The following is a 21495-nucleotide window of genomic DNA, read 5'->3' as shown; positions in this document are numbered from 1 at the left end:
TGATAACGCCCCTGCGAGGCCCACATAAAAGCAAAAGGGCAATTTGGAGCCGGATCCAAATTACCCAATTACCAACTTACTCAATTACCAATTTCCCTAGAGGTTTTTCTTCGCCCAGCCGCCGATGAGGTCCAGCGCCTTGTCCAGGTTCTCCATGGAGTTGGCGATGCTAAATCGCAGGTAGCCTTCGCCAAACACGCCGAACGCCGTGCCGGAAAGGCATGCCACGCCTGCCTCGTTGAGCATCGCGTCCGCCAGCTTTCGCGAATCCCATCCCGTCTTCTTGACGTTGGGGAACGCGTAGAACGCGCCGTGCGGCAGCTTGCAACTGAACCCGGGAATCTGGTTCAGTCCGGCGATGAACTTGTCCCGCCGCGCCTTGAACTGTGCGCACATATGCCTCACCGACGCCTGGTCGCCCTTGAGCGCTTCCATGCCCGCTATTTGTGTAAAGCCTGCGCTGCACGAGTTCACGTTGGTCATCAAGCGGCCAAAGTGTGCGGCCAGGTCTTTGCGCATCACGCCGTAACCCAGGCGCCAGCCGGTCATCGCGTAGGTTTTCGACCAGCCGTCCAGCATGATCACCCGGTCGCGCCATCCCGGCAGCGACATGAGCGAGTGGTGCTGGCCTTCAAAGATGAGGCGGCTGTAAATTTCGTCGGAGAGGACCATGATGTCGCGGTCGCCAATGGCCGCGGCAATGTCTTTCACGTCCTGCTCGGTGAGCACAGAGCCTGTGGGGTTGTGCGGCGAATTCAGCACAATCAGCTTGGTGCGGTCGGTGATCAGGTCGGCCAGCTCGTTCGGGTCCAGGCGGAAGTCCTTCTCTTCGCGCATCTGCAGCGGGACCGCCTTCGCGCCGGTAAAGTTGATCAGCGACTCGTAAATCGGAAATCCCGGATTGGGATAGATGACTTCATCGCCTTCTTCGACCAGTGCCGTGAACGTGAAATAGATCGTCGGCTTGCCGCCCGGGACGATGACCACTTCGTCCGCCGTGACCTTCACCCCGTGCGTGCGGGTAACTTCGTCGGCGACAGTCTGCCGCAGCTCCGGCATGCCGGCCGAAGGCGAGTAGTGCGTGTAGCCTTCGCGGATGGCGTTGATCCCGGCTTCCACCACGTTCGCCGGCGTATCGAAATCCGGCTCGCCGATTTCCAGGTGAATAATCTCTCTGCCCTGGGCCTCCAGGGCACGCGCCTTGGCGAGAACTTCAAAGGCGGTTTCTGATCCCAACCGCGACATGCGTTTGGCCAGTCGCAGCTCAGTTTGCGTGGAAAGTCCTGTGCTCATTTTTTGCTCGTATGATTTCCAGACTGTTGTTTAGATGTTATTCGTTAACGGCCTGTTCCTGGCTTTGCGACCGCAAAACGTGCGCCACCGTGTACGGTACGCGGCGGCTCGGCTCCTGGAAGTTGCGCACCTGAAGATCGCCCAAAAGACCCAGCGCCAGCATCTGCCCGCCGAAAACGATCAGCACCGCGGCTGAGATCAACAGCGGTCCGTGCTCGCCCATTACGCTCTGGTGCCAGACAAGTTTGGTCAGCATCAGCCACAGCGCAATGCCCATGCCGCTGAGCAGAGACAGCATGCCCACGCTGCCAAACAGGTGCAGAGGACGGTACATATATTTCAGCAGGAAGCGGATGGTGATCAGATCAAAGAACACGCGGACCGTGCGCGAAATCCCGTAGTGCGACGCGCCTTTGGGCCGGTTGATGTTCTTGATGGGAATTTCGCAGATGGAAGCGCCGTACCATGACGCCAGCGCGGGAATGAAACGGTGCAACTCGCCATACAGCGGCAACTGTTGAATAATTTCCCGGCGATACGCCTTGTACGTGGTGCCAAAGTCGTGGATGTCCACGCCGCTCAGCTTGGCCATGGCCCAGTTGGCAATGCGCGACGGGATCCGCCGCATCACAAAATTGTCCACACGCTCTTTGCGCCAGCCGCTTACCAGGTCGTAGCCCTGCTCCAGCATTTCCAGGAATTTTGGAATGTCGTCCGGATCGTGCTGCAGGTCGCCGTCCATGGCGATCAGATACTCGCCTTGCGCGTGCGCGAACCCCGCCGCCAGGGCCGAGGTCTGTCCGAAGTTGCGGCGCAATTTCACCACCACCACGCGGCTGTCAATGGTCACAATCTCGCGCAGCAGTTTGTAGGTGCGGTCCACACTGCCGTCGTCCACAAAGACCAGTTCAAAGGTCTCGCCCGTGGCTTCCATCACGGCCTTTAAGCGGTCGTAGAGAGCGGTCACGCTCTCCTGCTCATTGTGAAAAGGTACTATGATCGAGTACTTCGGCATCGAACCAGATTATACCTCGCTTAATTCCGCCCTGTGCAGCAAAAATAAGGGCGAAACAGCGCCTTTCCTTAACATTCAACCCGCCTTCTTTTGGTATTTGGCGCGAATTCGCACCGTACGGTTTAAATCGTCAAATACTTCCAAGACCTTGAGCTTCAAGTCTTTATCCAGGCTGGCCGACTGCAGGAATTCCTGGACTTGCGTCTGTGCTTCGGCTGATTGCTGCCCGCCAATGAACGCGTTCAGCCACGCCAGAACGAAGAAGATCTTTCGCTCCTTCTTCACCTGCGGCAAGGCCTCCAGCGCGGGCTTGAGAAATGGCAAAGTCAGTGACGATTGGTTCCACCAGTTGAACGCCCCCAGGCTCTGCTCCACCCAGTCTTCCGGGCGCGCTGCGTCATGCAGGTAGCCATCGAAGAACTCCTTTTTCGACTTTCCATCCGGACGCGCCGCCGCCGCGACGAATGCATACTTTCTTCCTTCACCCGACGGGTCGCGCTTCTCTTCCGCCACCAGCAACGCTTCCGACTCAGGATCATTCAGCGCCACCAGCCCGGTCACCATCTGCCAGCGGTCCAGCGGACGCACTTCCACTCCCGGCACCTCCAGCTTCCCCGCGAGGATCTGCTTGATCCAATCCCGCCCCTGCGGCGTCTCAGCGACGGCACGCAGCGCGCGGAACCAGACAATCCTCATGTCTTTCTGCGGCGCATGCAGCATCTGGTCGTACGCCAGGGCTTCTGCCTTCGGTACAATCAGCGCGCGCGCATCATCGCTGAGATACTTGTGCAGCGCAAAGATTGTCCGGCCGATCATGCTCTGCGCTAGTGCTTCGTCTTTTTCCGCGGGAAGCGACCTCAGCGCCAGCTCAACGTATTCCTGTGGATCCATCTCCGCCTCGCGCACTGAGTCCCACAACGATCCCCACAGCAGCGTACGCTCAAACACATCAGTAATCCCGCTCATCTGCTCCGTCACTGCTTTGCGGCTTTTCGCGTCCAGCAGAAAGCGGCCGTAAGCGTGGTCTCGGTCGTTGGCGAAGATCCACTGCGGACAAACTGCGCCGGCCTGCTCGAACTCTGTCTTCCCGCGTTGCCAGTCAGCACGGACGACCGACTCCGCGGCGCCATAGTTAAGCAGCACCTGCGTTGCTATGGGCCATGTTCCGCCTTCATTCAACGCGTCATGCTGCGTGAGAAACACGCGGGTCACGCCTTTCTTCGGATCGCACTTCCATTCCACATCCACCTGCGGCATGCCGCGCCGGCGGATGTACGCGTTCGCCCAGTCTCCCAGCTTCTTGCCGGAAACTTTTTCCAACGCTCCTACCAGGTCGCTCCACTCAGCGTTGGCGTAGGCGTGCTCTTTCAGATAGAGCCGCAAACCATCGCGAAACTTGTTTTCCCCCAGCACAAACGCCAGTTGCTTGAGCACGCCCGGCGCTTTGGAATAGACAATCGCGCCGTAGGCCGACTTGGCGTCCTTCAGGTTAGCGATCTCCTGGTAAATCGGCGTGGTCCCCGGCGTGGAATCAATCCCATACGCCGCCGGCTTGATCGCCTGATAGAACCGCTTCCAGATGTTGTCGGTCGGCTTCAGCGACGCCAGCGTCTGGTACGCCATATACTGCGCAAAACCTTCTTTCAGCCAAAGATCGTCAAACCAGCGCATGGTCACCAGGTCGCCGAACCACTGGTGCGTCAGTTCGTGCAGCAGCAGGATGTCGCGGTTCAAGCGGTCGCTGTGCGTTGGCGAGGTGCGAAACAGGATGGATTCTTCCCGCAGAAACGTTGCCCCGGCATGTTCCATACCGCCGTAGGCGAAGCCGGGCAGCAACACCATGTCATATTTGGGAAACGGAAACGGCTGCTGGAAATATTCCGAAAGATACCTCATGCCGTCTGAGGTAATCTGCTGGACCGCGTGGGCTTCCGCCTCCGCTTTGTCCAGCTTCGACTTGCGGACGTACAGCCCCGGCATTCCCGGAACTTCGTGGACTTTCTGGAACGGTCCTGCGGCAAACGCAAACAGATATGTGCTGATGGGCTTGGTTTCGGCAAATTCTGTCCGACGCAATCGCTCACCAACTCCGGCATTAGTTCTTTGCACCGCTCCATTGGAAATCACAATCCACTCTTCGGGCGCGGTCACCGTCAGCGTGAACTTGGCCTTCATGTCCGGCTGGTCAAAGCACGGAAACGCCATCTCGGCATCCATGGGCACAAACAGCGTGTAGATGTATTCGCTGCCGTCGTCCTTGTCTTCGAAACGCGTGAAGGCCTTCCCTGCCGGCGCTACCGGTGCGGTGAAATCAATCTCCACCACGTTTTCGCCCAGCTTAAGCAGCTTGGCCGGCAGCTCGACGTGTCCATTCTCCATCGCCGCCGGCGCCGCTTGCCCGTTCACGGTCAGGCTGCTGATGGCCCCTTCGCGGAAGTCGAGCAACTCCGGCAGGATACCGCGTGCGTCCGCATTCTGGACGAACCGCAGCTCCTCATGTCCGCTGACCGACGCCGCCTTCGGGACAAGCGTGTAGCTCAGCCGGTAGCGAACATCAGAAACCTGCTGCGCCCGCTGCCGCGCCAATTCTCGGGGAATCCCGTCCGGAGCACCAACAGCCTTGGCAGCCCAGCCCGTGAACAGGATGAGGAACAGGCTCCCAATCCTGGCAGTCTTGGCAGTTCTCGTCATCTCTCGCATCAAACCCCTGTCCTGTTTTCCGATTCCGGCGATCGCGTTGCGATGTCGGCGATCCCGGCGATGTGGCCGCTCCGCGGCCACCCCCTCCCCGTTCATCCCCGAAAAATAAGGACTTAGCTCCAAACATCCCCGGAGTCATCCCCTGGTCCCTCCCCGGCGACGGACTACCCATCCCCGGGGATACCTAAATCCCTATAAGGTGCTGTAAATAAAAGAGTTATTATACATCAGGAAGGACTTAACGTCAATCGCAAAAGGGTACATCGGCCTTTCCCTGCGAGCGGAGCTATGGCCCGCCAAGTTTCTACTTTGCAGTGTATCCGCAAGGAGACACAACCTACTTCATTGACTCCCGCCCCCGCATCTGTTTAAATCTACTGATTCAATATGCAGTCTTACTGCGCCAACCCGGCGTCCGCCTCCAACATGGCTATGGCCATGTGCATGTGTTGTTGTATGGGGCGAGCGACCGGTGACGCGTAATCTTTTCTAAGTTTCACGAGATTTCGAAAGTCAGGGGCCGCTCAAGCTGAGCGGCCTTCTTCTTTTCCGGCTGCTCATGCCAGATGCGGTCCTCAACCAATGAGGAAAGCATGTCCAAACAACCTATCGCGATTTACTACGAACATCCGCACTGGTTCAAGCCGCTGTTTGCTGAACTGGAACGCCGCGGGACGCCCTTCATCCGCGTCAACGCCGCTCAGCATCACTTTGACCCTGCGCAGCTCAACGGCGAAGGCAACTACTCGCTGATCTTCAACCGCATGAGCCCCTCTGCTTATCGCCGCGGCCACGGCCAGGGCATCTTCTACACGCTGTACTATCTCGCGCATCTGGAGCAGCGCGGCAAGCGCGTGGTGAACGGCCAGAAGGCTTTTCGTTACGAGACCTCCAAGGCCCTTCAGCTCTCGTTGCTGGAATCGCTCGGGCTTCCTTATCCCAAGACGCGCGTCATCAACTCCCCGGCCGACGCTCTGGAAGCCGCCGACGGTCTGCGCTTCCCCATCGTCGTCAAGCCCAACATCGGCGGCAGCGGCGCTGGCGTCAAGAAGTTCCAAACGCGTGAGCACCTGGAAGAATCCGTCCACGCCGATCCTGCCAGCCCAGCGGCCCTCGACCTCGGCCTCGACACCACGGCCCTTGTCCAGGAATTTATCCCGGCGCGCGGCGGGCACATCGTCCGCGTTGAAGTTGTTGATTGCAAGTTTCTCTACGGCATCAAAGTCCATCTCACCGGCGAGACCTTTGACCTCTGCCCGGCGGACATCTGCCGCACCACCGGCGGCCAGGAACTGAACCGCGCCGCTTGCCCCGTGGACGCCCCCAAGAGCGGCCTGAAAGTGGAAGGCTACACTCCGCCGGACGCAGCCATCCGTGGCGTGGAGCGCATCATGCGCGAATCCAACATCGAAGTCGGCGGCGTCGAGTACATCATTGACGACCGCGACGGCCAGCTCTACTTCTACGACGTCAACGCCCTCTCCAACTTCGTCGCCGACGGCCCCCGCGTCGTGGGCTTTGACCCCTTTGTCCGCCTCGTGGACTTCCTCGAATTCGAAGCAAGGGAGGCTGCATAATGCGCTACGGATATTGGCTCCCTGTTTTCGGCGGCTGGCTGCGCAACGTTGAAGATGAAAACATGCAGGCCACTTGGCCGTACATCAGCCGCCTCGCCCGCCGCAGTGAAGAAATCGGTTTTGATCTCACACTCATCGCCGAACTCAATCTCAATGACATCAAAGGCCCGGAAGAGCCCTCGCTTGACGCCTGGTCCACCGCTGCCGCTCTGGCCGCCGTCACCCATCGCCTTGAGCTGATGGTCGCCGTCCGGCCCACCTTCCACAACCCTGCGTTGCTGGCCAAGCAGGCCGCCAACATTGATCACATCAGCAACGGCCGCCTCTCCCTCAACGTTGTTTCTTCCTGGTGGGCGGAAGAAGCCCGCAAATACGGCGTGCAATTTGACCAGCACGATGACCGCTATGCCCGCACTTCCGAGTGGCTTGACGTGGTTGATCAATCGTGGAAGCAGGACCACTTCAGCTACCACGGCAAGTACTACCGCGTGGACGATCTCGTCCTGCAGCCCAAGCCGGTCTCGCGACCGCGTCCCGTGATCTACGCCGGCGGCGAATCGGAAGCCGCCAAGAACCTGATTGCCCAGAAGTGCGACGCATACGTCATGCACGGCGACCCGCCGGAGAAAATTCGCGAAAAAATCCGCGATCTCTCCGCCCGCCGCGAAAAACATGGCCTGCCACGCATGCAGTTCGGCGTGGCCGCCTACGCCATCGTCCGCGACAGCGAAGAAGAAGCCCAGCAGGAGCTGCGCCGCATTACTGACGTGAAGCAGAACGCCGCCGGCTACGGCAACTACCAGCAATGGCTGGCCAACACCCAACTGGAGCAGCGCGTTTCGCTCGAAGACTATTCCGTATCAAATCGCGGGCTCAGGTCCGGGCTGGTCGGCACTCCGGAGCAGGTGTCTGAGCGAATTGCTGAATTTGAAGAAGCCGGCGTGGACCTGCTGCTACTGCAATTCAGCCCGCAACTTGAAGAAATGGAGCGATTTTCCCAACAGGTGATTCGCCGCGGCGCCCGCCCCGCCGCCAAAGTGATTGATGACTTCGCGTCCCGCGAACTGAGAAGGGCGGCCATCGGTTGATCGAAAGGCCGTTTGCCGTCTTGCTCAGGCATTCTGGCAGGCTGAGAAGTTAGCTCCTTCCGGCCTGCCAGCGTGCAAAATGTTTTAGAACTATCAAATCATCATTAGACGCGTTGCGTAGGTGTTCGGTACTCGCGGCCCATCAATCACCCATGTCATCCTGAGCGCAGCGCCACAGAGATTTTTCTTTTTACGACGCTGACCGGCGCGGAGTCGAAGGACCTATGCATTTTCATTTCCGAGAAGGCTGCCTTCCAACCACCATCTTCAAGCGCCGGAGGCGCCAGATGAGTTAGCCCAGGCCGGAAGGCCTGGGTGACCAGCACAAATACAACGAAGCCCCATAGGGGCGGCACGCCTTACTGATTCCCAAACAGCCCTCTCAACTCATCCAGACTCACTTGTGTAAAATCCGTAACCACGCAATCTGCTCCAGCCTGCTTCAGCAGCGGCCCCCGGCCATTGGCGGCAATCGCCAGGCATTTCATCGCCGCCCTTTTTGCGCCTTCCACTCCCGCCACCGCATCCTCGCACACCAGGACGGACTCCGCCTTCACGCCCAGCTCGCGGGCCGCCAATTGAAACACCGCCGGATCAGGCTTGCTTGCGGCAACGTCATCGCCGGTCACCACCGTGCGAAAGCGCTTCGCGATCCCCAGTGCATTCAGCGTATGCTCAACGCGAGCTCGCCCCGCTGAGCTGGCCACCGCCATGGGCAATCCGGCTGCTTCCACGGCATCCATGAACCCTCCCAGCCCTGCAATGGTTTTGAGTTCCGTCGCTGTTTCGCGATAAAGCGTGGCCTTTCTTTCCCCGTACTCTTTCAACTCATCTGCGCCCAACTCGCCCAGAAAATGCCGCAGGATCGTGTCTCGCTTGTGCCCGTCCAGCACGAACGATAAATCACCGTCTGAAACCTTCTTCCCCAGGGACGCGAACAAAGTTTTCCACGCCATCACGTGCACCGGATGGCTGTCCACCACTACCCCGTCCAGATCGAAAATCACTCCCGCCAACTCCACTCTCGTCTTCCTCACAATCCCGGCCATGACTCTTGCGCTGCCCGGTAGTTCTCTAGCGTGCCAACATCCATCAGGTAGCTCGATATCCGGTATGCCGCCATTCGCCCTACAAGCCTTGGCAACACATCAAACCCAATATCCGCAGGACGCCGCCCTGGAATCGCGTCAAAAATCTCCTGGCTGGCGACCATCACGCCGCCGAACGCCCAGTTGCTCTCCGGATGAGACGGTTTCTCCACGAAGCCACGCACAATCCCGCTCTCATCCGCAGAAACGATCCCGCAACGCGAGGGATCTGCCACCTGGGTGATTCCCAATGTCACCGGCAATCTCTTCTCCCGGTGAAACTCCCACAGCGCACTCAAGCTGGCGTTGGTCAACACATCTCCGTAGAACACGAAGAAAGCACCTTCGCCGGCAACCAAGCCGCGATTGTCCGCCAGCGTCCCCGCGCTGCCCAGCAGCTCCGGCTCTTCCGCCACGCTCACTTGCACAACGCCCGCGCGGCCGGCGACAAACTCTTTGACCTGTTGCGCGTGCGCATGGGAGTTTACCAGCGCTTCACGCACGCCCGCCGCTTCACAATGGCGCAGCCAAATCTCCAACAGCGGAACGCCCTGAATAGGCAGGAGGCACTTGGGAACTTTGTCCGTCAGCGGGCGTAGCCGGGTTCCGTTGCCTGCCGCGAGAATGAACGCTTTCATCGCGACGAAGCGGCTCCCACGTTTTTCACCTGCCTCTGCTTCCAGCGCTTCTGTTGCCAATCCCAGGCCGATTCCAGTATTTCCCTGAGCGACGAATGCTCCGGCTTCCACCCCAGCTCGTCCATGATCCGCCGCGGACTCGCGCACAGCGCCGGCGGATCGCCCTCCCGCCGTGCGGCGACGCGAACCGGAATTTGCCGCCCGGTCGCCTCCTCCGCCGCGACACACAGCTCGCGCACCGAGTAGCTCACGCCGGTGCCGATGTTGTACGTCCGCATTCCCGGCTGCCCCATTTTCTGCAACGCGCAGATGTGGGCGCGCGCAATGTCCACCACGTGAACGTAGTCCCGCAGGCAAGTGCCGTCGGGCGTATCGTAATCATCTCCGTAAATACTGAAGCTGGCTCTCTCCCCGGCCGCCGCTTCCAGCAGCAGCGGGATGACGTGCGTTTCCGGCTCATGCCGCTCTCCCAGTTCCGCCGTCGCCCCAGCCGCGCTGAAATAGCGGAATGCGATTGCGCTCCATCCGTAAGCCCGCGCGTACCACTCCAGTATCTGTTCCATCATTAGCTTGGTCAGCCCGTAGGAGTTCATAGGTCGGAGCGGGCTTTCTTCTTCAATCGGGACTTTCTCCGGCGCGCCATACACCGCGGCCGACGACGAAAACACAATGTTGCGAATCCCCGCTTCGCGCAGCACCTCCAGCATGGCGATTCCCGCCGCAACGTTCTTCTCGAAGAACACGCCGGGATTGCTCACCGACTCCGGAATCAGCGCCTTCGCTGCGAAATGAAATACGACGTCAAAGTCGTTGCGGCGGACAACCTGCCGTAATTCGCGCCGGTCGCCGACGTCAAGCTGATGGAACTCTGCGCCGCGCGCCACTGCATCGCGAAATCCGGTGGAAAGGTCATCCACCACCGTCACGCGGTGTCCCTGGCGCAACAGTTCGGCGCAACACACTGAGCCGACGTAGCCGGTGCCTCCGGTAACCAGAATGTTTGCCATCAGCCGGCCCTCGGCCCGCGAATGACTCGGGCCGGCGTCATCGCCAGAATCTTTAAGTCCACCAGCAATGACCAGTTCTCAACGTAGTGGACTTCCATGGCCACGCGCTGCTCGTATGTCGCGTTGGCTGCGCCGCTGACTTGCCAGTAGCCGGTCAGCCCGGGCTTCATGCGCGTGAAGATCCACGCCGCTTCGCCAAATTTATCAAGCTCCGCGCGGGTGATCATGCGCGGCCCCACCAGGCTCATCTGTCCTGTGAGCACGTTCCACAACTGCGGCAGCTCGTCCAGACTGCTCCTCCGCAGGAACGCCCCCACGCGCGTGACTCGCGGATCGTCTTTCAACTTGAAGTTGCTTTCAAATTCTTCGCGCAATTTCGCGTCGCGCTGCAGGATGGCATCCGCATCCACGCGCATGCTGCGAAGTTTGAAAGCATCAAACTCGCCCGCCAGCCCTACCACCCGCCGGCGATGGATCGCCGGGCCTCCATCCTGCAATTTCACCAGCAGCGCCAGCATTCCGATGACCGGAGCACACACGACCATCGCGATCGCCGCGCCGGCAACGTCCACCGCGCGCTTCAGCAAGCGTGCGCTCGCCGCGCTCGGCCTTTCTCTGGCCTGCGGATTGGTTTTCAGCCTTTCCGTCGCTGCTACCGGCACTTAAGCTCCAAGATGAAAAGATGCCGAGCGTCTCACGCGCGTTTTCCCGAGATCCCACCGCGACACGCCCGATGATATACCGCTATTGTCTCCATCGCTGCCCTGTTCCAGGAAAACTCCGCAGCGCGACGCAGAGCAGCGAGCCGCCAGCGGTCGCGCACGGCGGGACTGGTCATCAGCGCCGCAGCCGCCGCAGCCATGCCTTCCACGTCCATCGCCTGAAACACCTGCGCGCCCTGTCCTGCGACCTCCGCCAACGCTCCACCGTTGGAGGTAATCACCGGACAGCCGCACGCCATCGCCTCCACCACCGGCAACCCAAAACCCTCATAGAGCGAAGGCATGATAAATAGTTCCGCGTGACGGTACAGCATGGCCAGCTCCGTAGCGGAAACGTAACCCACTCGCGCCAGGTTCAGCTGAGGCCAGCGCTTCTCTCCGCCTGCGGCATCCAGCCCATCGCACACGCCGTACACCGCAGTCTGAAATTTGACGCCCGCAATCTCCCCCGCCGCTTGCAGCGCCCGTAGCGCGCTCTCCAGGTTCTTGGTGCTCCAGTTGCGCGCGCTGGCTGCCACAGTGTAAGGCTGCTTTAACGCGTACTTGTCCCACAACAATTTCAGTTCTGAGGCATTGCGCTCGGGACGAAACTCCGCCGCCGACACAGCATATGCGATCGTCGTAATCTTGTCCGGCTTCACTTTCAGGATTCTCTCCACGTCGCGCGCGGTGTGCGATGACCCGGCAATCACCTGGCTGGCTACTCGCCCCGCCCTCCGGTACCCCGCTTTCACCATCTCCCGCTTGGGCCACGCGTAGATGGGAAAGAGAAACGGAATCAGGTCATGGATGGTCACCACCACGGGACACGGCGCATTCAACGGCGAAGGATAAAACGGACTATGAAAAACGTCCAGCCGGTCATCGCGGCAGCGCCGCGCCATCGCGCGCATTCCGCCTAGCGAATACTTCCCCGCGTCCACCGGGATCCGCTCCAGCGGCAAACGCTCCAGCCCGGGCACCGGATTGCCCGCGTCGTCGTACACCACCAGATGCACGTCCGTCTGCAATGGGGCCAGGGCGCGGAGCAATTCAGCCACGTACGTGCCCACGCCGGAATCGTTGTACCAGCGCGCATCAAAACCTACGCGCATTGTCCCGCTCATGGCCGCTCGTCTCCGGCCGCGTTTTTCACCACACAATATTGCTTGCTCACAAACCCTCGCGCCGGTTCTTCTTCCAGGTAGCGCAGGTGGCCGCTGAAGGAAGGATCGCAAGAGTTCGTCAGCCGGACGTCCAACACCTTGGCGTTGTTGTGCTCGACCAGTTGGCGCACCGCGTTTTCCGCGATGCAATGCATTTCCATCGCGAAGCTTTCCTGCCGTCCGGCCAACCTCTTGAGGCGCGACCGCAGAGCCAGCTTCTGTCGTATGCGCGTGAACACCCCCGCGCGAAAGCGGTCCGGTATCTGAAACACCAGGACTCCGCCGGGCTTTAACAGGCGGACCATCTCGCCCACGTAGCTCTTCGCGTACTTCTCCGGAATATGCTGGAGCACAATGCTGGTATAGATAAAACCAAAATGATTCTCCTGAAATGCTTCCATGCGCTCGGCGTCGTTCACCAGGAAATGGCAGTGCGGAAGATCGCGGTTGTACTCTTCCGCCAGTTGAATCATGCTGGGCGAAATGTCCACGCCCCAGCACTCCTCAAAACGGCCCGCCAACGCGCGCGTCAAGCGGCCAACGCCGCATCCGAAATCCAGGGCCGGTGATTTCCAGTCGGGCTCAAGCCCCAGTGACTGCATACAATCGAGAACGCGGTCAATTTCCTCGCGTCCCGTCGCAAACAATTCCTCGGGCGTCCAGCGATTGCCCTTTTTGAGCGGATCGGTGCAGATGGCCCACAACGGGTCCGTCTGCGCGAATCCTTCCCAGTTTCGTTTGAGCTGCTGTAACGGGTCCATATCAATCGCGTAACACAAATCAATTTGAGCGCAAGGACGACGGCGCCGCTTCCTGACGGGAGCCGGCGGCGTTCAACAGGCCCAGCACCAGAAAGAACAACGCGGCAAACTGCGGCGTGGTGTGAAACATGTAATCCACCAGGCCGTGCAACAGCACACCGGCAATCCCGGCGAATGCGGCAAATCCAATCACGCCTTCCATGTCTCCCTGGGCCCGGCGCCGAATGCGCAAGGCCAGCCGCAGCGCGATCACCATGAAAACAGCGAAAGCCGCGAAACCCATGATTCCGGTTTCTGACAGCAACTCCAGGTACAGATTGTGCGCGTCCAGGACCGCGCCTTCCGGCAAGCCGATCACGCCGCCCAACGATTCCCGCAGATTGCCAAAGCCGATCCCCGCCAGCGGTGCTCCCGTGAACACGCTGGCAGCGCCGGCCCAAACTCCCAGCCGCGTGATCGCGGTGTATTGGTCCACGCCGGCAAGCCGCTCAAACACCATACCCACAACCACCGCGCACGCTGCTTCCATCGCCAACAGCGCGCCTGTCCACTGAATTCGCAGCTTGCGCGTCGGCACAAGAAAATACGCGCTCAACAAAAGGATTCCGGCATAGGTCAGCAATCCGCCGCGGCTTTGGGTCAACAAGAGAGCGATGCTGCTGAAGACGAAGCACATCACGCTGAGCCGCCGCAAAACAACGTCGCGTGCGCGTAACGCGAAGCCAATACAAAATGGAATCACCAGGTTCAAGTATCCGGCCAGCCCGTTGAAGTGGCTCAGGAATGAGGTGATGCGTCCCGACCACGGAGGATTTTTGAGAAGCTCATCCTGCACGGGATACAGCGCGTCGTACAACCGCGAGTAGTCGCCAACGGCGACCTGGTAAAAGCCAAACGCGACCACGCACAGCGTCGAAAGCATCAGGGCCTTGGCCACGCCGGCAAAATCATCATCACTCCTGACCCAATCGCTGATCACGTAGTAGAAGCACAGGTATGAGGCCAGGCGCATCAGTTCGCGGGCTGCCGCGCCGGTCGGCGCGTTGAATACCACGGCGGAACAAAACGCGACGGCGCAATAGCCCAGCATGGCCCAGGTCATGCGGCCGGAAAACAGCCAGTTTCGAATGGACTCCCGGTTGCGCAAGCGGCTCACCAGCGCTCCGGCGAACAAACAGACGCGAAGCAGCGTTCCCAGGTCCTTGATGACAAAGTCCCAGCTCAGAAACGGCGCCACCGGCAGGAAGAAGACCACGGCCAACAGCAAAGGCTTGAAACGGACACTGGCCAACACCAACGCCACCATCCCCAGCGCCAATGCCAGCACCAGAAGGTTCGCGTAAGACGCCACCACCAGGGACACCGCGGCCACCGCGATGATCACCGCCATCCGGCTCGATTGCCTCTTGCCGGGAAGCGCTGTGGTCATGGTCTCGTCCATCATTGCCTCACGCAGTCGCTCATTTTGGGTTCGTCTCCCGGTGCGGCGTTCAGCAACACTCGCAGCGTTTCTTCCGCGCAGCGTTCCCAACTGAACGCTTCTGCCCGCTGCAGTCCTCTCTGCTGCAGCTCGCGGGCCAGCGCAGCGTCGCAGAGAACAGATTGCATCTGCTCCGCCATTTCTTCCACTGAAGTTGGATTAAAATACCGCAGCGTCTTCCCGGAAACTTCCGGCAAGCAGGACGTTCCCGACGCGATCACCGCCGCGCCGCAGGCCATGGCTTCAATCATCGGTAAACAAAAACCTTCGTATAACGACGGTATCACCACCAGCGACGCGCCCTTGATCAGCGCGGCCAGTTCAACGTCAGCTAAAGCTCCGGGCAACAGCACCCGCCCGCGTGCGTGTTCATGCCCCTGGGCAGCAGCTACCACGCCCTCATACTGCCAGCCCAGCGGCCCCGCCAGCACCAGGTCAAGCTCCATACTCGGGTTCTTCTCCAACAGCAGACGATACGCCTGAATCAGTCTGACCAAATTCTTCCTGGGTTGGATAACGCTGTGATGAAACACATATGGCCGGCGAATCCCCAGTTTTTCGCGCAGCACGCGCAGCTTTTCGGCATCAACTGGCGCCGCGTTGAACACGCTGCGGTCATATCCGTTATAGACCACCGATATCTTCTCTCCGGCCACGCCGTATGTCTTGATCAAATCTTGCTTGGAATACTCGGAAACGGTGATGATGGCCCGCGAGAACTTTACCGCGGCCCTCATAAGCGACCGCAACATGAAGTTGACTCGGCCCGAGTGCGAAGGCATCACCGTGGGCGTGGTGTCATGGATGGTCGCCACCACCGGCACCTTGCCCCAGGCCAGAGTATTCGAGGTCGGAGAAAACAGCAGGTCGGCATGCGAACGCGCCGCCGCGCGATTAGCGCCCGCCAACCGCCACAGCCGATCGTTCCGCACCATCGGCGCTGCAACCAGTTCAAAGCCCGGGCTCGGCTGGAAAAGTTTGTCGCCGTTCACGTTGCCGGACGGCCGGAAGAGACAAAACTCCACTCCCGCATGCGAGGCAGCCAGCTTATGAAATTGGGCGACCAGGTTCCGCGCATACACGTGCGTTCCGTGATGACTGAAGCGGCTGGCCAGCACCCAAGGATCAATGGCGATTCTCACCGGGACTTGTCTCCTCAACGATCAACGACGCGCGCTGCGTCTTCGACGATCATCACCGTTCGGCGCTCACGCGCCGTGGGCTTGATGGGCTGTGGCCGCGGAACAGATCACGCAGCAACTTGTTGGCGCACGCCGCCACCCAGCGCGCGATCATACACGGCCAGTACCAGGGCCGCTGCGGTCTCCCAGCGGAAGCGCCGGACATTCTTGCGACCTTTCTCGAGTAGCGCTGTGCGCAGCTCATCGTCGCTGAAGGCGCGATGCAGGGCTGCGCCGAATTCTTCCGGGTTGCGAGAGTCGGCGTAGAGGGCCGCATCGCCGGCGACTTCCGGCAAAGATGTTTCCCTGGCGCAGACCACCGGCACGCCGCACGCAATGGCTTCCAGTACGGTAAAACCAAATCCCTCGTAAAGCGACGGGCACGCGTAGACTCGCGCTCCCGAGTACAGCGCAGACAGGTCGGCGTCGCTGACAAACCCAGTAAAGATCACGCGCTCCGCAACGCCCAGCTCGCCGGCCAGCTTACGCAACTCTGCTTCACCTTCATTCAAAGGGCCGGCCAGCACCAACTGCACTGAGACGCGACGGCGCAGAAGGCTCTGAAACGCGCGCAACAGCCCGGCATGGTTCTTGCGTGGCTTGTAAATGCCCGTATATATAAGGTAGTCGCCTTCAATGCCGTAGCGCGTGCGGACGCCCTGCAGCCTGGCTTCGTCGCTAACTGGCTGAAAGAGCGGATCAACCCCAGGATAGATAACATCTATCTTCGCGGCGTCGGCATGCAGATAACGGATCAAGTCACTCTTAGAGAACTCGGAATCAGTGACGATCCGGCTACTGCGCCGAGCAGCCGCCATCATCATGCCGCGGTAATACCATCGGCCCAGCCGAGACGACAAGTCGTCCGGACAAGCCAGGTAAATCACATCGTGCAAAGTTACCACCGTGGGACAGCTCCGCAGCAACGGCAGATTGAAGTGCGGCGCGTGCAGCAGGTCTACTCTGTGGCGGCGCAACATGGCGGGCAGCTCAATCTGTTCGCGCAATGAGTAATACTTCAGCGGAGTAATGATTCGCTCCACGCGGGAGGATGCGCCGGCGACCATCTCTTCCCCGCCGGGCGGCAAAATCAACAGGTAATCGTTTTGCGGCGCCAGCGCAAGCACGGCTTCCGTTAGGCCCTTCATGTACCTGCCGATACCGGGGTTGTGGATTCTCCGCAGATCAAATGCGATTCGCATGGATTGATGACTGGCGGCAGCAGTTATCTGCCGAACCGTCCTGCTGCCGCGGCCGCTTCTTGTTCGGCCCGCAGCGTCTCCCGCATGGCGGTGAAGATGGAATGCAGGATGGCGTGATGCATGTCTTCAATCATCCGCATGTCGTCCGACGGCACCACCGCGCAAATATCGCACAAGGACTTCATCGCCCCGCCATGGAACCCGGCCACGCCCGCCGTACGGGCCCCCATCGCGCGCGCCGTCTTCAACGCCAAAAGAATATTGGGCGAGTCGCCGCTCCCGCTGATGGCCAGGGCCACGTCGCGTTCCTGGGCAAAATTCTTCAACTGTTCAGAGAACACATGTTCGTAACCGTAGTCGTTGGCCAGCGCCGTCATCACCGGAACGTTATCGGTAAGCGCCATTACTTTCATGCGTCGCGCCGACGTCTGCTCCCCCAGCCCCTTGTTCATGTCGCAGGCCATGTGCGAAGCGGACGCGGCGCTGCCGCCGTTGCCGAAGACAAAAACTCTCCTGCCTTCCTGCAATGCCTCCAGGAAGGCGGCAGCGATCTGATCAATGGCCTGGTAGGGCAGCGCAGGGATCAACTGCGCCATTTTGCGAAAGTAAGGTTCAACGCTGCTGGCCGGCTTGGCCGGGAATCGCCGAAACGGGTTGATATTTCTCAGGGGCACTCGGGTTGTCGCTCCGCTGACTTCGATATCAAAACAATTACGAATTCCCTCGCCTGAATCTTGCGGCAAAGCTGTGGACGTCACTCCCAATCTCCTTCGCCAACTGCCGCCGCGGATCGTGCGCCGGCACGCGGTCCCACGCCGCTCGGCCCAGGGTCCAGGAGCAAGCCATGAACAGACCTAGCATCATGCTAGCGCTCACCACCAACGTCCGTATGGGACCTGATTTCTTTTCCGGCGGCAGCGCCGGGTCCATGGTTCTCACCATGGGAAGCTCTTTGGCTTCCTGGATCTTCGCCATCTCGTATTGCTGCGTCAGGAACTCGTACACCGTTTCCTGGATTTTGGTTTCCCGGTACAGATCGGCGTAGCGCGTGCCCAGGGCCGGCAGCGTTCGCATGGAATAAGGCACCGTGCCTGCTGCTTCGACCGTGCCTTGCGCCGACACGGAGCTTCCAACCATCTTCTTGAGTTGCGACTGTAGTTCGCTGATGTGTGCCCGCAAGGTGCGGACTCGGGTATTGTCTGCGGAATATATCTGTTCCAGGCTCCGCAATTCGGATTCCCTGGCGATGAGCTCTCCCTGCAACCGTGCCGCCGCATCCATCATGGCGCGACTTTGCGACTGCGGATCCATAACACTGTTTTTGCTGGAGAACTGCGTCAGCTCTTCGGACGCTCGCGCCAGATCCTGCCGGGCGCCTTTGAGGCGGTCTTCCAGGAAGATGCGTTCGCGATGCGCGTCAGACGCATTCAAGTCGGCGGATGCGCGGTTGAGTTCCTGGATGTAGGCATTGGCGATCGCGGCTGCCATCCGCTGGTCGTAGTCGGTGACCGTTACCGTGATGACGCCGCTCTTCTTGTCTTCTTCAATGTCAGTGAATGCCGCGAGCTTCTTGCGCGTCTTGAAGCGGCTGCCTTTCAGCGAGGGGAATCGGCCGGCGCCCATCCAGTAGTGCGTTTGCAGATCGAAGCGGTCTATCAACCGGTCGCGTACCGTCTGGCTTTTCAGGACTTCCACATAGAACGCGCCGGGAGTCTTGGCGCCCAGCAGACTCGCCGCGTCAAGCCCCAATCCCAAACTTGAACCCGTGGACGCAGCGCTGCTGTTGGCGATCCGGCTGAGCAGGCCGCCCATCGCCATGCTGCCCGAGCCTTCGCTGGGGACCACCTTGACCACGCCTTTCCAGTGCACCGGAAGCAGCAACGCCACCACCGCCGACAACACCCCGGTCATCCATGTAACGCGCCACAAGAATCGGCGGTCGCGCCACAGCAAACGCAGTTTGGACACAAAACCTGCGCTTTGCTCCCGGCGTTCCCATCCTTCCGGCTTCCCGATCTCCGGTCCCAGCGGAGGTTCATAGATCGGGATGGGGGCGGAACCGCTAGCTTCCACGTTTGAATCTCCAATGCGGCGAATATGTTACTTGAAACGACGCGGTGAAATCATTCTGCTTCTGTCCCGCGCTCAACAACGGAAAATTCCACCACTCGTGTTGCAGGAACGCTGAAACCGAAACGCTCTTGCGGAAACTCCATTCTGACTTGAGATAGATGTCGCGCAGGTTGCCGCCGCCCAGGAACATATCGTCGGCGATCATGCTGCGGTACCCCAGTTGCACGGTTTTGTCGGATGCGAACCAATAGGTGCTCGATCCCCGCAGAGAAATTCCCTGCCGCCCCACCGTCCCGTTTCCGATGACGTTGCCCTTGTTGGTGTAGCCGTCCAGGTAACGCGTGTTCCAGTAGAAGAAGCCGCCCACCGGCGTTTGGATCAACCCAGGCAGGTTGGTATAGGAGGCTTCCACACGCAGGTCGAGATGCGGAAGACCTGGCACCTGTGACATGTAGAGCCCGGGCGTGTGCGCAGCGCGCCGCGGATAGCCGATGGGAGATATCTCATCCTCCACAAACGAATCGTCATACAGCGTAAGCCAGTTGCGGAATCCCGGCAGGCGATAGCTGAAGTCAAATGTAGACCGGCGGTCGCCTGGATCGTGCCCCCGCCCGGCCGCGTTCGTGGTGGAAAGCAACGCGTGGCGCATGGACCCCACGGTGATCGGGAAGTCCGGTCCGCCGAAAACTCCGGTGCGTCCCACGCCGAACTCAAAATTTGGAGTCGGCTTGAAGTTGATCTTGGTGCCGTTCACCATCGGCTGCCGGGACAACGTCCGGCCCAGGCTGACCACGTCGCCCAGCGGCCCCTGTGTGCTGATGTAGTGATGCCCGGTCATCTTGCCCACCCAGAATTCCGTGCGGAACGGCCCCAGGTATTTCAAGAAGCCCGGCAACTGCTGCGGCGCCGTCTGCGATACGCGGAGCATGTACATGGGTTCGACGTTGGTGCTTTGCAGGAAAGGATCTTGCGTGGGTGACAGCCACAAACTTTGTTTGCCAAACGATGCCTGCCATCCCTTGATGTTCAGCATCACGTAGGTGTCCAGCAACCGGGGCTGGCTGAATGCTGCGATGGGCGCGGCCGTCTGCCCCAGGACCTTGAAGTCGGTAAGCAGGGTCTGGTCCAGCACTGCTTGTGAGACTCCCGGTGCCGAAGGAGCGTGTTCATACTCCCCGCGAAGGTAGAATCCCAGCGCGCCGCTGGAACCGCTGGCGGTAAACCCGGCCAGCCCGTTGAATCCCTTCTGGTACGGACGCCCGTAATCATTCACGATGGTCTGTCCAAAATGGTAGCCATCCGTGAGTGGTGTACCGGAGATATTGGTGGCGCGCGCGTATACCGAGTCAATCGCTACATCGTTGCGCAGCGTGTCGTTCAACTCTGGAGCAAACTCCCGGGCCAGCGCGGCATACACGCGTGAGCCTTCATCGCCAGATTGTTCGTCCACCTCGCCTTCGGCTTCTTCCAGGAGCCGCGCGCACTCCGCCCGCGTCCAAGGACGCAAGCCGGCAAACCCGCTGTTGACGGCGCCCAGCGCCGCCAGGCGGTCAAACGCCGCATACACCCAACTGTCCATGGGGACATACGGCGACGAGCGGTGCGCGATGGACCCGCCTTCCTCCTGGCCGTCGTGATGAAACGTTCCCCACATCCCGCCCGCCAGATCACCCTGGTGGTGCGAAAAATAGACATGGCGGCCAATCATCCAGCCCATGGCGCTGCTTACTACCGCGTCGCTGGTGAAGTGCTGCTTGCCCGTCACGCGCGTCACGCTTACGGCAGTCGCCAGGCCGTAGCTGAGCACCTGCGTCAACACGCCGGGATATTCATGCGCCAGCACCGTGGCCGCCGACCACGCTACCACGCTGTGGGCCGAGGGAAATGAAGAATTCAAAATCGAACTGCTCTGGAAGAATTTGCCCTGTCCGGCTCCGTCCTGAGGACGCTGGCGTTGCGTGGCCAGTTTGAAAACTTCCACCACCACCCCGGCGTCCGCAGCCGCTTCCATGGCCAGAATGCCGGTTTCCCGCTGCCGGTCGTCTTCCCGAATCCTTCCCAGAAAATACAACCCACCGGTCCCCGCGAGAATTACCGCTACCCCTCCATTCGAGGCCGTACTGGAGCGTTTGAACAGCGTTCCGGTATTGGAGAGCCGCGAAGAAAACTCCGCATCGGCGTTGATCATTCCGAACGTCACGCCGGCCATGGGAGCAAGCCAATTCAGATCACTCACGCGAGCGTGCAGTGGGCTGGTCCATATGTCTTTTTGGTCTTGAGCAAAGTTACGCAGAAATCCCTTGGGCGAGGCACTGGCCGGTGACCGCTCTTTCTCCACCGGCTTTTTCTCCGCCGGAGGCGCAGGTTTTTCCGGGAGCTGGCTGCTGGCCGGGGCCTTGGCAGGATCATCGGCCTGCTGAACGGGTTTCCCGTCTGACTGCTCCGTGGGTTTCACAGTTTCCTGGCCCCATCCAGTGCTAACCAGGGCAAGAACGAACGCGAGCAGAAGAATGCATGAGGGCCGG

17 protein-coding genes are annotated in these 21495 nt (G+C 60.1%); 2 read left to right on the top strand and 15 right to left on the bottom strand.

What is annotated here, in order from left to right:
* Positions 1-96 precede the first annotated feature (96 nt).
* The 3 genes from LAO20_06135 to LAO20_06125 form a co-directional block, all read right to left on the bottom strand.
* Positions 97-1293: a pyridoxal phosphate-dependent aminotransferase gene (locus LAO20_06135; protein ID MBZ5530991.1), complete on the bottom strand. Its 1197-nt coding sequence runs from the start codon at positions 1291-1293 to the stop codon at positions 97-99.
* A gap of 37 nt (positions 1294-1330) precedes the next feature.
* The gene (locus LAO20_06130; protein ID MBZ5530990.1) at positions 1331-2308 is read right to left on the bottom strand and encodes a glycosyltransferase family 2 protein; all 978 of its coding nucleotides are present in this window, start codon (positions 2306-2308) and stop codon (positions 1331-1333) included.
* A gap of 75 nt (positions 2309-2383) precedes the next feature.
* Positions 2384-4999, bottom strand: a complete 2616-nt coding sequence (locus tag LAO20_06125; GenBank protein ID MBZ5530989.1) for an ERAP1-like C-terminal domain-containing protein — start codon at positions 4997-4999, stop codon at positions 2384-2386.
* A gap of 602 nt (positions 5000-5601) precedes the next feature.
* On the opposite strand from LAO20_06125, the gene LAO20_06120 reads away from it, so the two are divergent.
* Together LAO20_06120 and LAO20_06115 are read left to right on the top strand one after the other, a co-directional pair.
* Positions 5602-6585: a hypothetical protein gene (locus tag LAO20_06120; protein ID MBZ5530988.1), complete on the top strand. Its 984-nt coding sequence runs from the start codon at positions 5602-5604 to the stop codon at positions 6583-6585.
* Complete coding sequence (locus tag LAO20_06115) at positions 6585-7673, top strand: LLM class flavin-dependent oxidoreductase (GenBank protein ID MBZ5530987.1); 1089 nt, start codon at positions 6585-6587, stop codon at positions 7671-7673. The genes LAO20_06120 and LAO20_06115 overlap by 1 nt, the downstream gene beginning before the upstream one ends.
* A gap of 359 nt (positions 7674-8032) precedes the next feature.
* On the opposite strand, the gene LAO20_06110 is transcribed toward LAO20_06115, so the two are convergent.
* The 12 genes from LAO20_06110 to LAO20_06055 form a co-directional block, all read right to left on the bottom strand.
* Positions 8033-8710: an HAD family phosphatase gene (locus tag LAO20_06110; protein ID MBZ5530986.1), complete on the bottom strand. Its 678-nt coding sequence runs from the start codon at positions 8708-8710 to the stop codon at positions 8033-8035.
* Positions 8707-9399, bottom strand: coding sequence for a nucleotidyltransferase family protein (locus LAO20_06105; GenBank protein MBZ5530985.1), 693 nt, complete (start codon positions 9397-9399; stop codon positions 8707-8709). The genes LAO20_06110 and LAO20_06105 overlap by 4 nt, the downstream gene beginning before the upstream one ends.
* A complete protein-coding gene (galE, locus tag LAO20_06100) occupies positions 9396-10406 on the bottom strand; it encodes a UDP-glucose 4-epimerase GalE (protein ID MBZ5530984.1) in 1011 nt (336 codons plus the stop codon). Before galE ends, LAO20_06105 begins: the two co-directional genes overlap by 4 nt.
* Complete coding sequence (locus LAO20_06095) at positions 10406-11068, bottom strand: sugar transferase (protein ID MBZ5530983.1); 663 nt, start codon at positions 11066-11068, stop codon at positions 10406-10408. Before LAO20_06095 ends, galE begins: the two co-directional genes overlap by 1 nt.
* A gap of 32 nt (positions 11069-11100) precedes the next feature.
* Positions 11101-12234: a glycosyltransferase family 4 protein gene (locus LAO20_06090; protein MBZ5530982.1), complete on the bottom strand. Its 1134-nt coding sequence runs from the start codon at positions 12232-12234 to the stop codon at positions 11101-11103.
* A complete protein-coding gene (locus LAO20_06085; protein ID MBZ5530981.1) occupies positions 12231-13034 on the bottom strand; it encodes a class I SAM-dependent methyltransferase in 804 nt (267 codons plus the stop codon). Before LAO20_06085 ends, LAO20_06090 begins: the two co-directional genes overlap by 4 nt.
* 19 nt (positions 13035-13053) lie before the next feature.
* On the bottom strand, positions 13054-14478 hold the full coding sequence (locus LAO20_06080) for an O-antigen ligase family protein (GenBank protein ID MBZ5530980.1): 1425 nt from the start codon (positions 14476-14478) through the stop codon (positions 13054-13056).
* Positions 14475-15656 carry a glycosyltransferase family 4 protein gene (locus tag LAO20_06075; protein MBZ5530979.1) on the bottom strand — a complete coding sequence of 394 codons (1182 nt, stop codon included), beginning with the start codon at positions 15654-15656 and terminating at the stop codon, positions 14475-14477. Before LAO20_06075 ends, LAO20_06080 begins: the two co-directional genes overlap by 4 nt.
* 107 nt (positions 15657-15763) lie before the next feature.
* Positions 15764-16897 carry a glycosyltransferase family 4 protein gene (locus LAO20_06070; GenBank protein ID MBZ5530978.1) on the bottom strand — a complete coding sequence of 378 codons (1134 nt, stop codon included), beginning with the start codon at positions 16895-16897 and terminating at the stop codon, positions 15764-15766.
* A gap of 23 nt (positions 16898-16920) precedes the next feature.
* Entirely contained in the window at positions 16921-17571 is a 651-nt protein-coding gene (locus LAO20_06065) for an SIS domain-containing protein (GenBank protein ID MBZ5530977.1), read from the bottom strand.
* Positions 17572-17608: 37 nt separating this feature from the next.
* Positions 17609-18970: a lipopolysaccharide biosynthesis protein gene (locus tag LAO20_06060; GenBank protein ID MBZ5530976.1), complete on the bottom strand. Its 1362-nt coding sequence runs from the start codon at positions 18968-18970 to the stop codon at positions 17609-17611.
* Positions 18960-21425: a phosphatase PAP2 family protein gene (locus LAO20_06055; GenBank protein ID MBZ5530975.1), complete on the bottom strand. Its 2466-nt coding sequence runs from the start codon at positions 21423-21425 to the stop codon at positions 18960-18962. The genes LAO20_06060 and LAO20_06055 overlap by 11 nt, the downstream gene beginning before the upstream one ends.
* Positions 21426-21495 lie beyond the last annotated feature (70 nt).

The sequence above is a fragment of the Terriglobia bacterium genome (assembly GCA_020072815.1).
Lineage (GTDB): Bacteria > Acidobacteriota > Terriglobia > Terriglobales > Acidobacteriaceae > Angelobacter.
Note: the sequence above shows the minus strand (reverse complement) of the source record. Positions and strands in the feature narration are given on the sequence as shown.